17 protein-coding genes are annotated in these 21,663 nt (G+C 53.8%); all 17 read left to right on the forward strand.

The genetic code is table 11. The features are described from left to right. Positions 1-39: 39 nt before the first annotated feature. A complete protein-coding gene (gene spoIIE, locus FHS18_RS30460) occupies positions 40-2,535 on the forward strand; it encodes a stage II sporulation protein E (protein ID WP_183604174.1) in 2,496 nt (831 codons plus the stop codon). Positions 2,536-2,953: 418 nt separating this feature from the next. Further along, positions 2,954-3,682 carry a vWA domain-containing protein gene (locus FHS18_RS30465; RefSeq protein WP_183604175.1) on the forward strand — a complete coding sequence of 243 codons (729 nt, stop codon included), beginning with the start codon at positions 2,954-2,956 and terminating at the stop codon, positions 3,680-3,682. After that, complete coding sequence (locus tag FHS18_RS30470) at positions 3,666-4,595, forward strand: protein kinase domain-containing protein (protein ID WP_183604176.1); 930 nt, start codon at positions 3,666-3,668, stop codon at positions 4,593-4,595. The genes FHS18_RS30465 and FHS18_RS30470 overlap by 17 nt, the downstream gene beginning before the upstream one ends. A gap of 55 nt (positions 4,596-4,650) precedes the next feature. Beyond that, positions 4,651-6,093 carry a tRNA lysidine(34) synthetase TilS gene (gene tilS, locus FHS18_RS30475; protein ID WP_183604177.1) on the forward strand — a complete coding sequence of 481 codons (1,443 nt, stop codon included), beginning with the start codon at positions 4,651-4,653 and terminating at the stop codon, positions 6,091-6,093. Positions 6,094-6,144: 51 nt separating this feature from the next. After that, the gene (hpt, locus tag FHS18_RS30480; protein WP_183604178.1) at positions 6,145-6,684 is read left to right on the forward strand and encodes a hypoxanthine phosphoribosyltransferase; all 540 of its coding nucleotides are present in this window, start codon (positions 6,145-6,147) and stop codon (positions 6,682-6,684) included. Positions 6,685-6,829: 145 nt separating this feature from the next. Then, on the forward strand, positions 6,830-8,818 hold the full coding sequence (gene ftsH, locus FHS18_RS30485; protein WP_183604179.1) for an ATP-dependent zinc metalloprotease FtsH: 1,989 nt from the start codon (positions 6,830-6,832) through the stop codon (positions 8,816-8,818). Between the two features lie 351 nt (positions 8,819-9,169). Beyond that, positions 9,170-10,267 (forward strand): BMP family lipoprotein, encoded by a 1,098-nt coding sequence (locus FHS18_RS30490; RefSeq protein ID WP_183604180.1) that lies wholly within the window; start codon positions 9,170-9,172, stop codon positions 10,265-10,267. A gap of 197 nt (positions 10,268-10,464) precedes the next feature. Continuing rightward, positions 10,465-11,988, forward strand: a complete 1,524-nt coding sequence (locus tag FHS18_RS30495) for an ABC transporter ATP-binding protein (RefSeq protein WP_183604181.1) — start codon at positions 10,465-10,467, stop codon at positions 11,986-11,988. Between the two features lie 45 nt (positions 11,989-12,033). Further along, positions 12,034-13,131 carry an ABC transporter permease gene (locus tag FHS18_RS30500; protein ID WP_183604203.1) on the forward strand — a complete coding sequence of 366 codons (1,098 nt, stop codon included), beginning with the start codon at positions 12,034-12,036 and terminating at the stop codon, positions 13,129-13,131. Then, positions 13,128-14,090 carry an ABC transporter permease gene (locus FHS18_RS30505; protein WP_183604182.1) on the forward strand — a complete coding sequence of 321 codons (963 nt, stop codon included), beginning with the start codon at positions 13,128-13,130 and terminating at the stop codon, positions 14,088-14,090. Before FHS18_RS30500 ends, FHS18_RS30505 begins: the two co-directional genes overlap by 4 nt. 277 nt (positions 14,091-14,367) lie before the next feature. Then, a complete protein-coding gene (nadA, locus tag FHS18_RS30510; protein WP_183604183.1) occupies positions 14,368-15,306 on the forward strand; it encodes a quinolinate synthase NadA in 939 nt (312 codons plus the stop codon). A 105-nt stretch (positions 15,307-15,411) separates the two neighbouring features. Next, positions 15,412-17,025, forward strand: a complete 1,614-nt coding sequence (gene nadB, locus FHS18_RS30515; protein ID WP_183604184.1) for an L-aspartate oxidase — start codon at positions 15,412-15,414, stop codon at positions 17,023-17,025. After that, on the forward strand, positions 17,022-17,915 hold the full coding sequence (nadC, locus tag FHS18_RS30520; RefSeq protein ID WP_183604185.1) for a carboxylating nicotinate-nucleotide diphosphorylase: 894 nt from the start codon (positions 17,022-17,024) through the stop codon (positions 17,913-17,915). Before nadB ends, nadC begins: the two co-directional genes overlap by 4 nt. Then, positions 17,912-18,679, forward strand: coding sequence for a type III pantothenate kinase (locus FHS18_RS30525; RefSeq protein ID WP_183604186.1), 768 nt, complete (start codon positions 17,912-17,914; stop codon positions 18,677-18,679). The genes nadC and FHS18_RS30525 overlap by 4 nt, the downstream gene beginning before the upstream one ends. A gap of 25 nt (positions 18,680-18,704) precedes the next feature. Then, the gene (hslO, locus tag FHS18_RS30530) at positions 18,705-19,610 is read left to right on the forward strand and encodes an Hsp33 family molecular chaperone HslO (RefSeq protein ID WP_343060751.1); all 906 of its coding nucleotides are present in this window, start codon (positions 18,705-18,707) and stop codon (positions 19,608-19,610) included. Between the two features lie 15 nt (positions 19,611-19,625). Beyond that, entirely contained in the window at positions 19,626-20,588 is a 963-nt protein-coding gene (locus FHS18_RS30535; RefSeq protein WP_183604187.1) for a peptidylprolyl isomerase, read from the forward strand. A 113-nt stretch (positions 20,589-20,701) separates the two neighbouring features. Then, entirely contained in the window at positions 20,702-21,640 is a 939-nt protein-coding gene (gene cysK, locus FHS18_RS30540; RefSeq protein ID WP_183604188.1) for a cysteine synthase A, read from the forward strand. The last annotated feature ends 23 nt before the right edge of the window (positions 21,641-21,663 follow it).

Consider the following 21,663-nt stretch of genomic DNA (forward strand, 5'->3'; position numbering starts at 1 on the left):
TGAGAATCACAAATCCCGGAAATGGTGGTGCATGAGCAAATGGACAAGCATAACGTAGTGGTCTTCCCTGGGCTAGAGAAAAAGACGGGCGTAATTCAAAGCAAGGTGCGCAAGGGCAAAGATTGGGCAGCGGCTCGCCCGTGGGTGCAGATGGTAGCGGCAAAAAAGTGGACGCTCGTGCTGATGGCGGTGGGGGTGCTTCTCGGACGGGCGGTTATACTGGAGAGTCTCACACCGTTTGCAGTCGCGTACTTCGCGGTCGTCTATTTTTTGCGAAGGGACGCTTTCCTGCCTGTAGGCTTGTCCATCATCGGTGGCAGCTTCCTCGCGATATCGCCGGAGCCGATGTGGATCGCGATGGAGCTTGCAGTCGTCTATCTGCTCATACGAGGGCTCGAGGCATACGAGAAGGCCGAACTCAACTATGCGCCGCTGCTCGTTTTTTTATCCACGATGCTCGTCAGGTTGTTCGATACGGTGATCGCGGGATCGCTTGGCTGGTATCAGTTGATGATGGTCGGTGTCGAGGCAGCCCTCGCGTTCGTGCTGACGCTCGTATTCGTTCAGGCGGTTCCGGTTCTGACCATGACCCGCAAGACGTCAGCACTGAAGAACGAAGAAATTATTTGCCTCATGATTATGATGGCTTCGGTCATGACCGGCGCCGTAGGTTGGGTCGTGTACGGGATGTCGGTTGAGCATGTGCTCTCCCGGACGATGCTGCTGCTGTTCGCCTTCGTTGGCGGTGCGCCGCTTGGTGCTTCGGTCGGCGTCGTTGCTGGTCTTATCTTAAGTCTTGCCGATCTTGGCGCGATCGTGCAGATGAGCCTGCTTGCCTTTGCCGGGCTGTTGGCAGGACTACTACGTGAAGGGGGAAAACTCGCGGTCGCATTTGGCATGCTGCTGGGTACTTCCATTCTATCCATCTATATCGGCACGCAGACGGATGTCATGACGTCGACGTGGGAATCGGTTGCGGCCGTGACCTTGTTCCTGCTGATGCCGCGCTCGATTATTCGTACGGTGGCCAAATACGTTCCCGGCACGAATGAGCATGTGAAGAGCCAGCATGAATATGCGAAGCGGGTGAGGGATGTTACGGCGCAGCGGGTATCGCAGTTCTCGGAAGTGTTCCGCCAGCTGTCGCGCAGCTTTGGCCAGGTGAACACGACGGTGGAGAACAAGCGCGATGAAGCGGTGAACCACTTTATGAATGCGGCTTCGGAGAAACAGTGCAGCAGCTGCTATCGCAAAGACTTATGCTGGGAGGGGAAATTTTATCAGACGTACAAAATGATGACCGAGATGATGACCGTCGTGGAGGATGGCCGGACGAAGCTGACCGCCAAGGAGATTCCGAAAGAGTGGACCTCCCATTGCGCGAAGCCGACGCAAGTATTGGATGTGCTCGTGCAGGAGTACGAGATGTACAAGCACGATCAGCATTGGAAGAAGCAGCTTAACGATTCCCGGCAACTGGTAGCCGAGCAGCTATCGGGGGTATCCCAGGTGATGGAGGACCTGGCGCGCGAGATCAAGCGGGAAGGGCAGCAGCTGCATTTGCAGGAGGAACAGATCCGTGAGGCGTTGGAGGGCCTCGGCTTATCGATACAAACGATCGACGTCGTAAATTTGGAGGAAGGTAATGTTGAGATTGAAGTCTACCACACGTTCGGCCGTCGTTACGACGAATGCCGCAAAATTATCGCTCCGCTCTTATCCGACATCCTGGGCGAGCCAATCGCCGTTATGTCTGAGCGCCACGCGGAGAAACAGGGTGAGCCGTCGCTTGTTATTTTCGGGTCCGCGAAGGCATTCGAGGTCGAGACTGGCATTGCCGGCGTTGCCAAAGGAGGCGATCTGCTCTCAGGCGACAGCTTCAGCACAGTAGAACTGGGGAACGGCAAATTTGCGGTGGCCATCAGCGATGGTATGGGCAACGGTGAGCGTGCGAAGCTGGAAAGCAGCACGGCCCTGACCATTCTGCAGCAGCTGCTGCAATCGGGCATGGACGAGAAGCTCGCGATCAAGTCGGTCAATTCGGTTCTGCTGCTCCGTTCGCAGGATGAAATGTTTGCAACCGTCGACGTTGCGCTGATTGACATGTATTCAGCAAAGACGACGTTTTTGAAAATCGGGTCCACGCCAAGCTTCATTAAACGTGGGAATGAGGTCATTCCCATTACCGCCAGCAATTTGCCTGTCGGCATTCTTAAGGACATTGACGTTGACCTGATCCGTGTCCAGTTGCAGCCTGGCGATACGCTTATCATGATGACCGACGGCATCTATGATGCGCCCGGCCATGCGGTCAATAAGGAGCTGTGGATGAAGCGGGTCATCCAGGATATCCGCTACGAAGAACCGCAGCAGATCGCAGATGCGCTGCTTGATACGGTTGTACGCCATCATAAAGGAGAGATTGTCGATGACATGACCGTTGTAGTCGCGCGCGTAGACAAGCACCAGCCGGAGTGGGCGACCTTCCGCTGGCCAGGCGTCACGAAAGTGGAACGCCCAAGGACGGTGAGTTGATAAATCGGAATAGCGAAAGTTTATCCATGCGCTATTGGCGGCGCAAGGTGAAGTCTGTCTGCAGCAGATTTCGCCTTGTGCGAGCCTTCTATTCGTATGCGTTTGCCGGAAGTCGAACAAATCGGATGCGTGCAGGCGACAGGGGCGGCCGATTTGTACGAGGACGGGCAGGCGCATACTTTTTTTGTGTACGGAACGTGAAAGTTTCGCAGAATCGCCCGTGGAGGGCCTCTGGAAGCGGGCAGCGGTGCTTGTGGCGTGAATTGGGATTTTGGTAAGCTAATAGAGAGGTATACGATTCGTATGCACCGCACAACGGTTAATGACAAATGCTAATGCGTAAAGATTAAGTTCTCTCAATTGTGGATATGCTGATAGAGACACTAGCGGTAGATTCCATGTTTTGGGGGAATGAAGCATGAAACAGATTTTGCTTATCACAGACGGTTGTTCCAATGTCGGCGTTAGCCCGGTGGTTGCAGCAGCGCAGGCCTTTGCGGAAGGCATTACGGTGAATGTGGTTGGCGTGCTCGATCAAGGCGATCTCGGCGAATTCGGTTCTGCGGAGATTGAAGAGATCGCGCGTGCCGGCGGCGGCTTGAGCCGGCTTGCCCACACGCGCCAGCTGTCCCAGACCGTCCAGATGCTCACGCGCAAGACCGTCGTGCAGACGATTCAGCAGGCGGTTCATCGCGAGCTGAAACAGGTGCTAGGCACTTCTTCTATAGAAGGTCTGCCGCCTGAGAAGCGCAGCGAGGTTGTGCGCGTCATCGATGAACTTGGCGAGACGACCAAGCTTAAGGTCGCGCTGTTGATTGACGCGAGCGCCAGCATGAAGCCGAAGATGCAGGCAGTGGAAGAGGCTATTCGCGACCTGTCTCTCAGCTTGCAGGCCCGGCAAGGACGGAGCGAGATCGCTGTCTTTCACTTTCCGGGATCCGCGCACGGCGATGACTGCATGATGGATCTCAATTGGACGGCCGACGTTCGCGGCGTGACCCAATTCCTGCCCCGGCTGCAGATGCGGGGGACGACGCCGACCGGACCGGCGCTAATGCACGTGGTCGACTTCTTCCGTACGCCATCGCAGTTCTTGGGCAACAACAACGACGAAACGGACGGGATGATGAGTGACTACGTCGTTTGATTGGAAGCTGCCGAGGGGCACGCTGATTCATGGCAAGTGGAAGCAGAACCGCTACCGGGTCGAGCGTCTGCTCGGCGAAGGCGCGAACGGCAAAGTCTTTCTCGTCGAACGTCAGCGGACCTGGTATGCGATGAAAATCAGCAGCGATGCCGTCGATCTGCAATCGGAGGTTAATGTGCTGCAGTCCATCGCCAAACAGCGCCAAGCCGGCAGGCACGAAGCCTACTTGATCGATGTCGATGATTTCCGCAACTCGGATGGGGTCGATTACCCGTTCTATGTCATGCGCTACATCCGGGGGATGACGCTCTTCGATTACTTGGCCAAGCAGGGGATGGATTGGTTCCCGGTGGTGGGATACAGTCTGCTGGTGAAACTGGCGCAGCTTCATAGCGAACAGTGGACGTTCGGTGATCTGAAGGTCGAGAACGTGCTAGTTGGCGACTATGGCCGTGCGGAGCTGGTCGACTATGGCGGCGTGACGGGCTTTGGCAAGAGTGTTCGGCAATTTACCGAGATCTACGACAGGGGCTACTGGAATGCGGGATCGCGGACGGCCGACGCGAAGTACGATCTGTTTTCATTTGCCGTCTTGTGCATTCAGATACACGAGAGCCGCAGGCTGGCGGCATTGACCGCTTCGCTGCTGCCTCAGAATCGGGCGCCGGAGGAGCTGCTTAAGCTGGCTCGCGTCAACCCGGTGCTTCGAACAATGGAAGATTGGCTTAGCAAAGCGCTGAGGGGAGAGTTCGCCCATACGCAAGAAGCGGCTAAGAGCTGGCAGCAGTGGCAGCATAAGCACAGCCGCCATGCACCATCGGCGCCGGTACCCCGTTGGATGAAGGGGCTGTTCGTTGCCTCGGCGGCTTTGCTGGCAACGACAATCTATTGGCTGCTGCGTGCAGGCCTCTAAAGCGCGACGGCAGCTAGACCTCGATTGCAAGAGTAGGCAGGTGGATTCATTCGCTATGGGAGAACAGGAACTTATACATAAGATTTGGTCAGAAGCGGTACGGGAGAAGCTATGGACACCTGCCGATACGATCGTCGTCGCCGTATCAGGCGGTCCGGATTCTACAGCACTGCTCGATATGCTTTACCGAATAGCCCCCGACGAGGGGCTTAAACTTGTAGCGGCACATGTGGATCATGGTTTTCGCGGGGAAGAATCGGCTCAGGAAGCGGAAGCTGTCCGAATCTGGGCGAATGCGCTTGGGATCGCCTGTGAGACTATCTACATCGATATGCCTGCTTATATAGAAGAAACAGGGATGAACGCACAGGCGGCTGCGCGTCAGCGGCGGTATGAATTCCTGCACCAGGTTGCGGCCCAATACGGCGCATCGCGAATCGCCCTTGCCCATCATGCGGACGACCAAGCGGAGACGGTGCTGATGCGCATCTTGCGGGGGACAAGCACGAGCGGGCTAGCCGGAATTCCGATGGCTCGCAGCGAAAAAAACGTGCAACTGATCCGGCCCCTGCTCCGTATTAACAAGACGGACATCCTGAATTATTGTACGATGCGCGGGCTCTCCTTTAGCGAGGATAGCAGCAACAACAAGCGTGATTATAGCCGGAACCGGATCCGCCTTGACGTTCTGCCTGCCTTAACCGCGTTCAACCCGCAACTGTCCGAGTCTCTGGTCCGGTTGTCAGTGATTGCAGCCGCCGAGGACGATTGGATGGAAGAGGAGGCGCGTAAGGCCTACAGCCGTCATGTGCAGTCAGACCCAGATGGATGCCGAATCGATCGCAAAGCGCTGCTTGGCTTGCAAGTCGCTTTACAAAGGAGATTGATTAAACTAATATTGAGTCATATGGGCTTGGAAAAGGAAACCACCATTACGTTCGATCTCATTGAGACCTCGCGCAGGGCGGCCGAAGACGGTGCGGCTTCGACGTGGCGGATGGATGCGGGCGGTGGTTTGCGAATTGCAAGGGAATATGATTCCATGCGGTTCAATCGTATTTCGGCTTCAGACGGTTCCGTTCACGGAACAGGTACATATCTTTACGAGCTTGAGGAAGGCACGCGGCGCATGGAGCTTTCGGAGGCAGGTGCATGTTTGACGTTCACCTGGGAAGAAGGTTGCAATTATGTGAAGCCTGCCGGGCGTAACGAGGCGGCATTTGATGCAGATCAGCTGACATACCCGCTTGTTATTCGAAGCCGGATTCCTGGTGACCGCATGCAGGTGCTTGGTTTAAACGGCACCAAAAAAGTGCAAGATATGTTCGTTGATGAACGCGTCCCGCCATCACGACGGGAAGTTATGCCCCTGTTAGTCGATGCTACGGGTACCATCCTCTGGATTCCAGGCATCAGACGCGGGGCAGCCGCGCAGGTCACGGACATGACGCGGCGTGTGCTGCGCATTCGGGCCGATTTTGCAGGCAAGGCCGAATAAGAAGCACACCCTAATTCATATTAATAGGTAAAAACGTGGGAGGTCCCGGCATTGCTGAACGACATTCAAGAAGTACTATACGACACCGACCAAATTCAGCAGAAGGTAAAGGAACTTGGCGACACAATCAGCCGGGAGTTTGAAGGGCGGAATCCGCTCGTCATTTGCGTCTTGAAAGGCGCGTTTATTTTCATGGCTGACCTGGTGAAAAACATTACAATCCCGCTTGAAATCGACTTTATGGCGGTATCGAGCTACGGATCGTCGACGAAGACATCAGGAGTTGTAAAAATCATCAAAGATTTGGATGTGCCGGTACAAGGCCGGGAAATCATCATCGTGGAAGACATTATTGACAGCGGACTGACGCTAAGCTATCTAATCGACGTTCTCGAGCGGCGCAATGCGAAATCCATTACGTTGGTGACGCTGTTTGACAAGCCGGCTGGCCGTAAGGTACAACTGGATGCCGATCACAAAGGTTTCGTGCTTCCTGACGCATTTGTCGTTGGATATGGGTTGGACTATGCAGAGAAATACCGCAACCTTCCCCTTATCGGCATTTTGAAACCTGAGGTGTATGAGAAGTAAGCAATTGTTGATCTTCTCGTATGGCATGGCCGATCTCGCGAACGATGCGATTCGCCTTAGCCATGTCTTCCCCAGAGCAACGGAATTTGTGATGGGTATTCATGCTATGGTAAAATATCTTAAGCGTCTTGAGAGGAGGTAGGGGATGAATCGGATCATCCGTAACACTGGATTTTATTTAATCATTTTTTTAGTGACAGTTGGGATATTCCAATTTATCAGCAGCCAAAACGATAGCAGCGTCGAAATCCGGTACGACCAGCTTCAGCAAGCGCTGGACGACAACAATGTAGCGGAGTTAACGCTTCAATTCGAGAATTATTCCTATTTGGTCACTGGTAAATATAAAACGAAGCCGGAGACCGCGGATTCGGAACAATTCTACACGCATACGAACGTTGAGGAATTCGTCGTCCAGGATATGCTGGAACAGGCGGAGAAGAACGGCGTTGACGTGAAGAATAAGCCGATGAAGGGCGATAGCATTTGGCTGACGTTCTTAACGTCGATTATTCCATTTGTGATCATCTTCATTCTATTCTTCTTCTTGATCAATCAGGCGCAAGGTGGCGGCGGCAAAGTGATGAACTTTGGTAAAAGCCGGGCTCGCTTGTATAACGAAGAGAAGAAGCGCGTCACATTCGAGGATGTCGCAGGAGCTGACGAAGAGAAGCAAGAACTTGTCGAGGTTGTCGAGTTCTTGAAGGATCCGCGCAAGTTCGCTGCCGTAGGTGCACGCATCCCGAAAGGCGTCTTGCTTAACGGCCCTCCAGGTACAGGTAAGACGTTGCTGGCACGAGCAGTCGCTGGTGAGGCAGGCGTTCCGTTCTTCAGTATCTCGGGTTCCGACTTTGTCGAGATGTTCGTCGGCGTCGGTGCATCCCGTGTACGCGACTTGTTCGAGAATGCGAAGAAGAACGCGCCATGTATCATTTTCATTGACGAGATCGATGCAGTTGGCCGTCAGCGCGGCGCCGGTCTAGGCGGTGGCCATGACGAGCGCGAACAGACGCTCAACCAATTGCTTGTTGAAATGGACGGTTTCGGCGCGAACGAAGGCATCATTATCGTAGCCGCAACGAACCGCCCTGATATTCTTGACCCGGCGCTTCTGCGTCCAGGCCGTTTCGACCGTCAGATCACGGTTGACCGTCCAGACGTGAAAGGCCGCGAAGCGGTACTGAAGGTCCATGCGCGCAATAAGCCGTTAGACAAGAACGTGAAGCTTGATGTCATCGCGAAGCGTACGACTGGCTTTACCGGCGCGGATCTGGAGAACCTGCTTAACGAAGCAGCGCTTCTGGCAGCCCGCCGCAATAAGAAGGACATTGCAATGGTTGAAGTGGACGAAGCGATTGACCGCGTTATCGTCGGTACGGAGAAGCGCAGCCGCGTAATCAGCGACCGCGAGAAGCGTATCGTGGCGTATCATGAAGCCGGCCATACGATCATCGGATATTTCCTCGAGCACGCGGATATGGTGCACAAGGTAACGATCATCCCGCGCGGACGCGCAGGCGGATATGTCATCATGCTGCCGAAGGAAGACCGTATGCTGACGACGAAACAAGAACTGCTCGACAAGGTTACCGGCTTGCTCGGCGGCCGTGTAGCAGAAGAGCTGTTCATCGGCGAGATCGGCACAGGCGCTTACAGCGACTTCAAGCAAGCAACCGGCATCGTACGTTCCATGATTATGGAGTACGGCATGAGCGATAAGCTTGGCCCGATGCAGTTCGGCAGCTCGCAAGGTCAAGTATTCCTGGGCCGTGATATCGGTCATGAGCAGAATTACTCGGATGCGATTGCGTATGAGATTGACCAAGAGATGCAGAGCATTATCAATGATTGCTACACGCGTGCGAAGAACTTGCTAACGGAGAGATCCGAAGAGGTTCATCTTATCGCACAGACGCTCCTTCGCGAAGAGACGCTGGAGCTGGAGCAAATTAAGCGTTTGATCGACAAAGATTCCATCGATGGCAACGACGGTTCATCTTCGGATAAAACGATCGAAGCAACAACCGACCCAATCGTGGATACAATCGGCGGCGTGAAAGTGCGAATCAACACACAGAAGCAAGGCGACGGTACACCGCCAGTCGATCCGGATAACGGATCCTCCAACGGCTAACGTCAGAACTGAACATATGTAAAGCTGTTCTAGCCATGATTTGTAACTTAGTTGCAATCAGTTGGAACAGCTTTTTCACGTGTCAACTTATAGGACTTCCAGCATCAGGAAGAATGTTACATGATAATAACATAACGAACGGACACACTATTAAAGCGATGGAAAATTGCGAATATTGATGTGATTTTTGTGGTATCCACGTGTCAGTAAACATGACATATTTTAGATTGACGAGCACTTGCTTTTCGATGATAATAGGGAAATAACAGCGGTAGGCAAGCATATAGGGCTGCAAGACTACATTCGTGCTGAACGACTGTGATTTTTACCAAGAATAGGAGAGAGTGACACATGAAGAAACGTCTAATGTGGGTTACCATGATCGCACTGGTCCTGACACTAGCACTGGCTGGTTGCGGTAGCAAGAACAACGAAGGCAATAATGGGGCGAACTCGGGTACAACGAACACAGGTACGGCCGAGAACGGAGCAACGAACGGTGCCGATACAGAGACAACAGAAGGCGGCGCTAACGGCAAAGACTTCCGTATTGGTATGGCGACAGACGTTGGCGGCGTTAACGATAAGTCGTTTAACCAAAGCGCATGGGAAGGCCTGCAAGAAGTTGAGAAGGCAACTGGCGCTTCTGTTAAGTACCTGGAATCCAAAGGCGATGCAGACATGGAGCCGAACCTGAACAAATTCGTTAAAGACGGCTATGATCTGACTTGGGGTATCGGCTTCCTCTTCGCGGACGCGATGAAGAACGTTGCTACACAGAACCCGGACGCGAAACTTGCTGTAATCGACAGCACGGTTGACGCTCCTAACGTTGAATCCGTAACATTCGCTGAGCACGAAGGTTCTTACCTGGTTGGCGTTGTTGCAGGTCTGATGACGAAGACGAACAAAGTCGGTTTCGTTGGCGGTATGGACATTCCGGTTATCAAGAAGTTCGAAGCAGGCTTCAAAGCTGGCGTAACCGCAGTTAACCCGAATGCAGAGATCAAAATCAACTACACAGGCGACTTCTCCAAGCCTGACCTTGGTAAAGCAGCAGCAGCAACGATGTACAATGACGGCGTAGACATTATCTTCCACGCCTCCGGCGCAACAGGCAACGGTGTATTCACTGAAGCAAAAGACCGCGTTAAATCCGGCAACCAAGTTTGGGTTATCGGCGTAGACAAAGACCAATCTCTCGAGTTCGGCGACGAAGTGACGCTGACTTCGATGATGAAAGGCGTTAAGCAAGCGGTTGAGAAAGTATCCACTGACCTGATCAACGGAACATGGGCAGGCGGAACAACTACCGTGCTTGGTCTGAAGGACAATGCAGTAGGTCTTCCTGAGACTTCTACGAAAAACGTTCCAGCTGACGTTCTTGCAAAAGTCGAAGAATACAAGCAAAAAATTGTCAGCGGTGAAATCACAGTTCCTACGGAATAAGGCTCATCCGCCCTTAGCTGCGGTTGGCTCCGAAGACCGGCTCTCGAGCCGGTCTTTTTTAAGATAAGGAGTTAACTTGGCTATTTATTTCCAATAAGTAAAGGTAATAAATGTTATAAAATTTGAGTATACGCTTTCATAACGGTTGAAGTATACTGATGAATGGGCATTAAGGTTCAGAAAGGAGTGACCCGTTAATGGTGCAAACTGCGACTGCGGTTGAGTTAATCGGAATTACGAAGCGGTTCCCGGGTATCGTGGCGAATGACAGTATCAGCTTCAAGCTGCGCAAGGGTGAGATCCATGCGTTGCTCGGGGAGAATGGTGCCGGGAAATCAACGCTCATGAACATATTGTTCGGCTTATACCAGCCGGATGAGGGCGAAATCCATATTAATGGCGTACCTACAGTAATTGATGGTCCATCCAAGGCGATTGAGCTTGGAATCGGCATGGTGCATCAGCACTTTAAGCTTGTTCAGCCATTTACGGTAGCAGAGAATATCGTCCTCGGCAGCGAACCTGTCAAGGGCGTTAAGATTGATATGAGGCTTGCGAATGAGAAGGTTGCCAAGCTTTCGGAGCAGTATGGCCTGCAGGTTGATCCGAAGATGAGGATTGAGAATATTACGGTTGGGATGCAACAGCGCGTCGAGATTTTGAAGACACTTTATCGTGGTGCCGATATTTTGATTTTCGACGAGCCGACTGCGGTTCTGACGGTTCAAGAGATTGAAGAGCTGCTTGAGATTCTGCGCAGCTTGGCGGCTGAAGGCAAATCAATCATTATCATTACCCATAAGTTAAAGGAAGTTATGGCGTTATCCAATTCGGTAACCGTCATCCGGCGGGGTAAAGTTGTCGGAACGGTCGAGACATCTGCGACGAATGAACGCGAGCTTGCGGAACTGATGGTCGGCAGAAGCGTAAGTCTTCAGACGGAGAAGAAGAAACGCACTGTCGGCAAAGTCGTCCTTTCTGCAGATAAACTATACATGAAGTCCGATAAGAGCAAAGCGGCCTTGGATAGCATCAGCTTAAACATTCATGCCGGCGAAATTCTCGGTATCGCCGGGGTCGACGGCAATGGTCAATCCGAGCTTGTCCAAGCGATTACCGGTATGGTGAAGCTGAATTCGGGTAAAGTGACGATCAACGGCCAAGATATTACGAACCGCAGTCCGCGGGAGACGGGACTTGCCGGTATCAGCCATATTCCGGAGGACCGCCATAAGCACGGGTTGGTACTGGACTTTACGCTCAGCGAGAACATGGTGCTCAATAATTACTTCCAGAGGCCATTCAACAACAGCGGCTTTCTTAAGTATGAAGAGATGGACAAGCTGGCCCAGAAGCTGACGACCGAATTTGACGTTCGCTCCTCGGGTATTCATACGCATGCGCGCTCCTTGTCTGGCGGTAACCAGCAGAAAGCAATTATTGCCCGGGAATTATGGCGCGACCCTTCGCTCCTCATTGCTGTACAACCCACACGGGGGCTCGATATCGGGGCGATCGAATATGTCCAGCAGCGTCTTCGCGAAGCGCGTGACGAAGGCAAAGCGATTTTGCTCGTTTCCTTTGAGCTAGATGAGTTATTTGAGCTGTCGGACCGCATTGCGGTTATGTATGAAGGACGGATCGTCGGCGAGATGGATCCGCTTGAGCGCGACAATCAGCGCCTTGGCATGATGATGGCCGGCAACAACACGAACGATTAGGGAGGTGAAGGCATGGAATCTCCAGAGAAACAATATAACAGCGCCTTGCGTAAAGGCATTAAAATTTTCACGGCGGACTCGGCTATCATACCGATCGTCGCCATTATTTTGGGACTAATCTGCGGTGCTATCGTTATGATAGCGGGCGGATACAATCCGCTTGTGGCTTATGGCTCGCTGTTCGGGAAGCTATTTGAGAGCCCGTACGACATGGGCGAGACCATACGTGCGATTACGCCGCTTATTTTCACAGGCTTATCAGTTGCCTTCGCATTCCGGACGGGATTGTTCAACATTGGCGCTGAAGGGCAATTCGTAATGGGCATGCTCGGCGCTACGCTTGTCGGCGTTAAGCTCGATCTCCCGATGATTATTCATGCTCCGCTTGCAGCTATCGCAGGTGCGGTGTTCGGCGGAATCTGGGCTGGCATCGTCGGCTACTTAAAAGCGAAGCGCGGCGTCAACGAAGTTATCTCCAGCATCATGCTGAATTGGATCGGCCTGTACTTTGCCAACTATGTCGTTGGCGCAGCTCTCAGCGAGAAAGGGCAGCAGAAGTCCGAGATGATCCATGAATCGGCTTCCTGGTCGATGACTTGGCTCTCTGAGATGATGGAGCATGCGCGTATGCATGCGGGTACGATTGTCGCTCTCCTCTGTGTGGCGGTATTCTATATTCTGCTTTGGAAAACCAAGCAAGGTTACGAGCTTCGCGCCGTAGGTCTGAACCCTGACGCTGCTCACTATGCCGGTATGAACGTTGGCCGCACGGTCGTAAAGTCGATGTTCATCGCTGGTGCCTTCGCTGGCCTTGGCGGCGCGTTCGAAGTGCTTGGCGTATTCGGCTATCAAGTTATTTCCGCGGCATCCCCAGGTTATGGCTTCGATGGTATTGCGGTATCGCTTCTTGGCGGTAACTCGCCAATCGGCATTCTGCTTGCAGCAATCTTGTTCGGCGGTCTGACGTATGGATCAGCCGGCATGAGCTTCGAGGCGGATGTTCCGACCGAGATTGTAAGGATCGTAATCGGCTCCATCATCTTCTTCATTGCTTCTCACGGCATCGTGCGTGCGGTTATCAAGCCGTTCTCGTTCCGTAAGGGCAAGGGTGCGGATGGCCGGAAGGAGGCGCCTCGTACATGAACGTAATTGAAGTATTAGGTCAATTAATGAACACGACGCTCGTATTCTCGACAGCGCTGATCTTCGCCGCATTGGGCGGTTTGCTGTCTGAGCGTTCGGGTGTTGTAAATATCGGTCTTGAGGGCTTGATGACGGCTGGTGCTTTCGCGGCGGCAGTCGGTGCGGATTATGCTGCCCGCGGCGGCATGTCGGGTATCGCCTCTGCATGGGTTGGGCTTGTGACGGCGATGATCTTCGCGACTGTATTCGCGCTGTTACATGCAGTAGCGACGATCACGTTCAAAGCGAACCAAGTCGTCGTCGGTACGGTCATCAACTTCCTGGCGCTCGGCTTCTCGCTGTACATGGTTAAGAATTTGTACGAAGGTGCCGGTGAGACTGCTACGGTCGAGCTGTTCTCGAAGTTCCAAATTCCGTTCTTGTCGGATATTCCGCTAATCGGCGAAGGGCTGTTCACTGCCTATCCGACCACGTACCTCTGTCTCATTCTTGTTTTTGTCGTCTGGTATGTGCTGTTCAAGACGCCATTCGGTCTTCGACTGCGTGCGGTCGGCGAGCATCCGGGTTCTGCGGACACAGTCGGGATCTCGGTAAAAAAATACCGTTACATCGGCGTACTGCTTAGCGGCGTATTCGCAGGCCTAGGCGGCGCGACGATCACGCTCACGACGACTAGCACGTTCTCGCATAATACGATATCGGGACAAGGCTTTATCGCGCTTGCCGCGGTTATCTTCGGTAAGTGGCATCCGCTCGGCGCTGCTGGCGCGGCGATCTTCTTCGGTTTCGCGCAATCGCTTCGCAACTTTGCGCAGCTGTTCGAATTCTCTCAGCAGATTCCGCAAGAGTTCTTCTATATGCTGCCATACGTTCTGACGCTGCTCGTTCTGGCTGCAGCCGTAGGCCGTTCCCGTGCGCCTGGCGCGCTTGGCGAGCCATACGACCCAGGCAAACGTTAATGACTTGGAGTCAGGACTGAACAAACACGAGGCAGAATGCCAAATTCGCTGAATACGGCCAAAATGGTTCATTCTGCCTGCTAACGAACCCTCATGCTGTCGCATACGCGAAAGGATGGGGGTTTTTCTTATACGGACTTTATTGACAGTCCGTGTGCCCCTTGTGTAAATTAATTCTTAATCAAATGAATTTCCCCGTAGTGGTTTACACTATATCTGAAGTCATCGATAAGTTTGTGCATCTGTTCACAAAGTGGAAAAAAGGGAGCGGTCATCAATGGAAGCATTGGCACTCGAGCGCAAGGCGGAACAAAACCGGGAGCTGCGCGAACGCCTGATGCAATTAAAGAAAGAACGCAATGCCATCATACTTGCGCATTATTATCAGCGAGACGAAATTCAAGAGGTTGCCGATTTCCGCGGGGACTCGTTCCTGCTGGCCCAAAAAGCGGCGCAGACCGATGCGGACGTGATTGTATTCTGCGGCGTGCATTTCATGGGCGAAAGCGCGAAGATTCTGGCACCGAACAAAACGGTCATCATTCCCGATGAACGTGCGGGCTGTCCGATGGCCGACATGGTCAATGTAGAAGGATTGCGCAAGCTGAAAGCCCAGCACCCGAATGCTAAAGTGGTTACGTACATCAACTCGTCCGCGGACATTAAGGCAGAGACCGATATTGTCTGTACCTCGGCCAATGCGGTGCGTGTCGTCAATTCCGTAGAGTCGGATGAGATTATTTGGGTCCCTGACAAAAACCTTGGTCACTATGTACAGCAGAAGACCGACAAGAAGATGATCATCTGGGAAGGCTACTGCAACACGCATGATATGCTGACCGTCAAAGACGTCGAAGAGATGAAAGCCAAATATCCGAATGCGGAATTCGTTGTCCATCCGGAATGCCGTCCGGAAGTAGTGGCGCTTGGCGATTTTGTCGGCAGTACGACAGCGATCATTAAGTATTGCAAGGAATCGCCGAACAAGGAGTTCATCGTAGGTACAGAGGATGGCACCGGCTATCAGCTGCGTCTGGACAGTCCGGATAAGACGTTCCACTTTGCGACCAAATATCTGGTTTGCCCGAATATGAAAGTAAATAACCTCAAGAAGCTGGTTAAATGTCTGGAAACGATGCAGCCGCAAATTCATGTGCCGGAGCATATTGCTGACCAAGCTCGTTTATCCTTGGAGCGCATGTTACAGGTGAAGTAGCATGCGCTACTCTCTTTCTCACGACAGTAGTATCGCTGTATGCGGTATTCCCATTCTTTTTTCGACTGGGAATACATACGCAACAGCTGCGAACGGAGGATTACGATGATTCCACGTTATTTAGTAGATATAGATCTGAATGCGCTGCCGGTTGTGGAGAAAGATGTCATTGTCATTGGGGCGGGCATTGCCGGCCTTTTCACCGCACTCAAAGCAAGCAAGCATAACGACGTCCTCATGATTACGAAGAAGTCGCTCATGGACAGCAACACGCGTTACGCCCAAGGCGGTATCGCCGCAGTTATCTCGGAGGATGATTCCCCTGCGTATCATCGGCATGATACCCTTGTTGCCGGGGCCGGACTATGCTCCGAGGAAGCCGTAGACGTGCTCGTCCACGAAGGCCCTAAGGGCGTTGAGGACTTGGTGCGGATGGGCACGCAATTCGACCAAGAGAATGGCGAATACGAGTTGACCAAAGAGGGCGCGCACAGCCACCGGCGGATCTTGCATGCCAATGGCGACGCCACCGGCTATGAGATCGTACGCGCGCTGTCGGAGAAGGCCAAGGGCGTGCCGCGCATCGAAGTGTGGGACGATCACTTCGTCATCGATCTTGTGACCGCTGACGGCGAATGCTGCGGCGCTCTTGTACAGAAGCCCGATGGCAGCAAGCTCTATGTCCGCGGCAAAGCAACGGTTCTCTGTTCCGGAGGCACGGGCCAACTCTACCGCTATACGACCAACCCGGATGTCGCGACTGGAGACGGAGTCGCTATGGCTTTTCGCGCAGGCGCTTACATACAAGACATGGAATTCATTCAGTTTCACCCGACTTCGCTCTGTTATCCAGGTGCGCCCCGGTTCCTCATTTCCGAAGCGGTTCGGGGTGAAGGGGCCGTTCTGCGCAATATTAGAGGAGAGCGGTTCATGGACCGGTATCACGAGCAGCTGGAGCTGGCGCCGCGCGATGTCGTCGCGCGGGCCATCGTCAGCGAGATGGAAGCAACGAAGTCTACCTTCGTCTACTTGGACATTACCCATGAATCGCCGGAGATGATCCGTCATCGTTTCCCGAACATTTATGAGTTCTGCCTGAATTACGGCCTTGATCTGACGACGGATTGGATCCCTGTTGCCCCTGCGGCTCACTATATGATGGGCGGCGTCAAGACGGATCTGCACGGCGAGACGAACATACCGCGTCTGTTCGCATGCGGCGAGTGCTCCTCGACCGGCGTACACGGCGCCAATCGTCTGGCCAGCAATTCGCTGTCCGAGGCGATCGTGTTCGGTCGTCGTATCGTCGAACGGATCAATGCGCTCGAACCGCTCTTGAACGGCTTGTTCGACGAGCCGGTCTCACATTCCCGCGCGAATCCGCCTATGCAGGCTGTAGTCGAGAAGCGGCTGAAGCTGCAGAAGGTGATGGTGCGCCATGTCGGGCTGAACCGCGACAAGAAGGGATTAGTACGCGGACTTGAGGAATTGAAGCGGCAGCTTCCGTTCTTCTATGAGCGGCTGCACACGCGCGAAGAATATGAGTTCGCGAATCTGCTGACCTGTGCCATGCTGACGACAGAAGCGGCGATCACGCGCGAAGAGAGCCGGGGTGCGCATTACCGCGAGGACTTCCCGGAACGCGATGATCGCGACTGGAGCAGACATACGCTATTGCACCGGGAACACGGCATAACGATAGGAGCGGATATACGATGATAGATGCAGGACTTCAAGCGGTCGGCGGCAATGTCGAAGCGCTGCAGACCCAGATTCGTGCGTGGCTTGCCGAGGATGTCGGTGCAGGCGACGTGACCAGCTGGTCCACCATTCCGGCTACTAGCCGGTCGAAGGCCGTCATTCATGCCAAGGAAAGCGGCATTATTGCGGGCGTGCCTATCGCGAAGCTGGTTTTCCAGATCGTAGACCCAACGCTTGTCTTCCACGCACTCGTATCCGACGGCCGGTTCGTGGAACGCGGAACGGTGTTGGCCGAGGTAGAGGGCAGCACGCACAGTCTGCTGACGGGCGAGCGTCTCGCGCTTAATCTGATGCAGCGGCTATCCGGTATTGCGACCAAGACGAGAGCGTTCGTGGACGCGTTAGACGGGCTGCCTACACGCCTTGTGGATACGCGCAAGACGACGCCAGGCCACCGCTTGCTTGAGAAATATGCCGTTCGCGTCGGCGGCGGAGCCAACCATCGGTTCGGCCTGTACGATGCGGTCATGATCAAAGATAATCATATTAAAGGCGCAGGCGGCATTACCCAGGCGGTTCAGTCGGCACGGCGCCAAATCCCGCATACGATGAAGATAGAAGTCGAGACGGAATCGCTGCCGCAAGTGGAAGAGGCGCTGGATTGCGGAGCCGACATTATCATGCTCGATAACATGACGCCGGATCGGATGAAGGAAGCGGTGGCGAAGATCAAATCCCGTTCCCCGCACGTCATCGTCGAGGCTTCCGGAGGCGTTCGTCTGGATACAGTGCGGACGATCGCGGAGAGCGGCGTTGACGTCATCTCGGTCGGCGGTCTGACATACTCGTTCCAATCCCTGGACATCAGCCTTGATTTGAATGAGAAAAAGGGAGGTTCTAGCGAGTGATCCTCGTTGTTGACGTTGGCAATACGAATATCGTGCTTGGCATCTACGAGAACCAGACGCTGCTTCATCATTGGCGGCTGAGCACGAATCGCTCGGCAACCGTAGATGAATACGGCGTGCTGATTCATAATTTATTCCATATCGCCGGCGTCCGTGTCGATCAGATGGACGGCGTAATCATATCTTCCGTCGTTCCGCCGCTCATGCGGACGCTGGAGCAGCTGTGCCACAACTACTTGCGCAAGGCACCGCTTGTGGTCGGACCAGGCATTAAGACGGGGCTGAATATTCGTTATGAGAATCCGCGCGAGGTCGGTGCGGACCGGATCGTGAACTCGGTTGCGGGCATCGAGAAATACGGCGCTCCGCTGATCGTCGTCGATTTCGGCACGGCTACGACGTTTGATTATATTGATAACGGTGGAAACTATTTAGGCGGGGCGATCGTGCCGGGCATCGGCATCTCCACGGAGGCGCTGTATCAGCGCGCGGCCAAGCTGCCGCGTATCGAGCTCGTGAAGCCGAAGAGCGTCATTGGCCGCAATCCAGTGACGTCGATGCAGGCAGGCATTATTTTCGGCTATGCGGGTCAGGTTGACGGAATCGTGAAGCGGATTCGCCAGGAGTTCAGCGTTACGCCGCGGGTCATTGCCACGGGCGGTTTGGCAGAATTGATTGCAGGGGAGTCCGAGACCATCGAGCTCGTCGATCCGCTGCTCACCTTGGAAGGGCTACGTATCATTTACGAACGGAATCAGGATTAAGGATAAGAATTAAGGAGAGAGGCAAGTGGAGAATTCCATCGAGAAAGATATACTTGTTCGCGGTACGGCATGGGGCAGCAAGCTTCGCGTCTTTTCCGTAAGAACAACGGAGTTGGTGCGTGAACTTCAGCGCCGTCATCAATCGCTTCCGACGGCTACGGCTGCGCTGGGACGGACGGCTACGGCCGCCGCCATGATGGGCGCGATGCTCAAGGGCGAGGAGAAGCTAACGATTCAGGTCAAAGGCGACGGCCCAATGGGGCAGATCGTCATGGATGCCAATGCGCATGGCGAGGTTCGCGGGTACGCGGATCATCCGCAGGTGCAGTTGGCCAGCAATGCGCAGAATAAGCTGGATGTGGCAGGCGCGGTAGGGCGCGACGGTTTTATCCACGTGCTCAAGGATCTCGGGCTCAAAGAACCTTACCGCGGCAGCGTGCCGATTATTTCGGGAGAGCTCGGCGAGGACTTCACCTACTACTTCGCGTCTTCCGAACAGACGCCTTCGGTCGTCGGCCTGGGCGTGTTGGTAGATGAATATGGCCAAGTGCTCAATGCAGGCGGATTCATCGTTCAGCTGCTGCCAGGGGTAAGCGACGAAGATATTACGAGGCTGGAACAGGCGATCGCGAATATGCCGCCGCTTTCATCGCTTTTGGACCAAGGGGAGACGCCGGAAGGCGTGCTTGGTTTCTTGGTCGGCGATGATGTGCAGCTGATGGATGAGCTAGAGATTAAGTTCCAGTGCAAGTGTTCGAAGGAACGCGTGGAGCGTACTTTGATCAGCATGGGAGCTGATGAGCTGAATGCGATTATTGAGGAAGACGGACAAGCGCAAGTGGAATGCCATTTCTGTAACGAGTCGTATGTATTTGACCGTGCACAGCTTAAGGTACTTCTCGAACAGGCTCAGCCGAAACCGAAGGAATAACCGAGGGTGCAAGAGATGGGGAAGGATCGGGTATTGAGGCGAATCGTCCTGCTTCAGGCCGTCTGTATGATTGTATTGACCGTTGTTGTTGTCGCCCAGGTGTTCAGACCAGGGGGCAATGAGAATGGCGACAGGGAAGAGGATTCGGCTGACTCGCCATCAGAGGCGTCCCAGCAGATCGCGGCTACCATAGGCGGAGAGTCGATTACGACGAAAGAACTTATGGAGCAGTTGAGGGAGCAATACGGGGACACCGTACTGCAAGCTCTCCTCTCTTCGGCTGCAGTCCGCATGGAAGCCGAGGCGCTAGGGCTGCAGGTTACGCCGGAGGAGCTGGACCATGAGTTACAGTCGATGATGGCCGGCTATGAAGATGAAGAGCATTACTACGCACAGATGAAAGAAGCGCTCGGACTCTCTCCGGAAGCGATCCGGCGCGACACGGAACATAAGCTGCTGCTGGAGAAGATCACCATACACGATGTGCAGGTTTCCGATGAAGAGATCAACGCCTACATAGAAGCGAACCAAGTGCTGTTCGAGCCTGCCGTCTCCTATCGGCTTGCTTGGATCGTTACCGGCAGCGAGGAAGAGGCGGACGAAGTGTTGGATCAGCTCGCGCAAGGTGCGGATTTCGCCGAATTGGCCCGGGCCTATTCCATCGATTCCGACACAGCGGACAGCGGGGGCGTGCTTGGACTCATTGATCAATACGATCCGTATTTTGAGCAAGAGGTACTAGCGGCGGCGGCCGAGCTTCATTTCGGCGAGATTACGGGACCGATTCCTGCATTAGACGGGCAAGCGGTCATTAAATTGATTGAGAGAATAGAGTCGACGCCAATGAGCGAAGCGCTTATTCGCGAGACGGCACGCAAAGAAGTGGCGCTGTCCAAGGCGGAATCGCTCCGGGATGTGGAAGAGCGGCTGCTCACCAAATACGAGGCGCATGTCAGGGTATCCCCTGGCACGCCTTAATCGTATTTCCTACTGAATGGATTTGAAAACTACCTATTGACAACTACTGACTGAAATTGTTAGTATGTTAGTAAAACCAACTTAATTGGTCGGAATAAGGAGGCTCACTTTTCATGGCAAGAATTGTACAAAGCGTAACCGATCTGATTGGCGATACACCACTGGTCAAGCTGAACCGTTTGGTACCTGAAGACAGCGCTGAAATCTACGTGAAGCTGGAATACCAGAATCCAGGTTCCAGTGTTAAGGACCGCATTGCGATCAGCATGATTGAAGTTGCTGAGCAAGAAGGCCGTCTGAAGCCAGGCGACACGATCGTTGAACCTACAAGCGGTAACACAGGTATCGGTCTTGCCTTGGTAGCAGCTGCTAAAGGCTACAAAGCAATTCTCGTAATGCCTGAAACGATGAGCATCGAGCGCCGCAACCTGCTCCGCGCATATGGCGCAGAGCTGGTGCTTACTCCGGGCGCGGAAGGTATGAACGGTGCTGTTCGCCGTGCTGAAGAGCTGGCGAAAGAGAATCCTTCGTACTTCATTCCGCAACAATTCAAGAACCAAGCGAACGTGAAGATCCACCGCGAGACGACTGGCCCTGAGATCGTAGAAGCGATTAATTCGCTTGACGGCAAGCTGGACGCATTCGTAGCGGGTATCGGTACAGGCGGTACGATCAGCGGTACAGGCGAAGTGCTGAAGAGCAACTTCCCTGGCATCAAGATTGTCGCGGTTGAGCCGGCAGCATCCCCGATCCTTTCCGGCGGTACGCCAGGCCCTCACAAGATCCAAGGTATCGGCGCGAACTTCGTTCCGGACATCCTGAACCGCGAGATCTATGATCAAGTGATCACGATTGAGAACGAAGAAGCATTCGAGACAGCTCGCCGCGCTGCGAAAGAAGAAGGTCTCCTCGTGGGCATTTCTTCGGGCGCCGCGATCTATGCCGCTCTGAAAGTAGCCAAAGAGCTCGGCAAAGGCAAGCGTGTTATCGCAATCGTTCCTTCGAACGGCGAACGTTACCTGTCCACGCCGCTGTTTAACTTCGAGAACTAATCCGCCCTTATATGGCGACATAA

The organism is Paenibacillus phyllosphaerae (assembly GCF_014192105.1).
GTDB lineage: Bacteria > Bacillota > Bacilli > Paenibacillales > Paenibacillaceae > Paenibacillus_Z > Paenibacillus_Z phyllosphaerae.

Coding starts and splice junctions, on each gene's coding strand:
- spoIIE (WP_183604174.1), top strand. CDS start 40: ATGGACAAGCATAACGTAGTGGTCTTCCCTGGGCTAGAGAAAAAGACG.
- FHS18_RS30465 (WP_183604175.1), top strand. CDS start 2,954: ATGAAACAGATTTTGCTTATCACAGACGGTTGTTCCAATGTCGGCGTT.
- tilS (WP_183604177.1), top strand. CDS start 4,651: ATGGGAGAACAGGAACTTATACATAAGATTTGGTCAGAAGCGGTACGG.
- ftsH (WP_183604179.1), top strand. CDS start 6,830: ATGAATCGGATCATCCGTAACACTGGATTTTATTTAATCATTTTTTTA.
- FHS18_RS30490 (WP_183604180.1), top strand. CDS start 9,170: ATGAAGAAACGTCTAATGTGGGTTACCATGATCGCACTGGTCCTGACA.
- FHS18_RS30495 (WP_183604181.1), top strand. CDS start 10,465: ATGGTGCAAACTGCGACTGCGGTTGAGTTAATCGGAATTACGAAGCGG.
- FHS18_RS30505 (WP_183604182.1), top strand. CDS start 13,128: ATGAACGTAATTGAAGTATTAGGTCAATTAATGAACACGACGCTCGTA.
- nadA (WP_183604183.1), top strand. CDS start 14,368: ATGGAAGCATTGGCACTCGAGCGCAAGGCGGAACAAAACCGGGAGCTG.
- nadB (WP_183604184.1), top strand. CDS start 15,412: ATGATTCCACGTTATTTAGTAGATATAGATCTGAATGCGCTGCCGGTT.
- nadC (WP_183604185.1), top strand. CDS start 17,022: ATGATAGATGCAGGACTTCAAGCGGTCGGCGGCAATGTCGAAGCGCTG.
- FHS18_RS30535 (WP_183604187.1), top strand. CDS start 19,626: ATGGGGAAGGATCGGGTATTGAGGCGAATCGTCCTGCTTCAGGCCGTC.
- cysK (WP_183604188.1), top strand. CDS start 20,702: ATGGCAAGAATTGTACAAAGCGTAACCGATCTGATTGGCGATACACCA.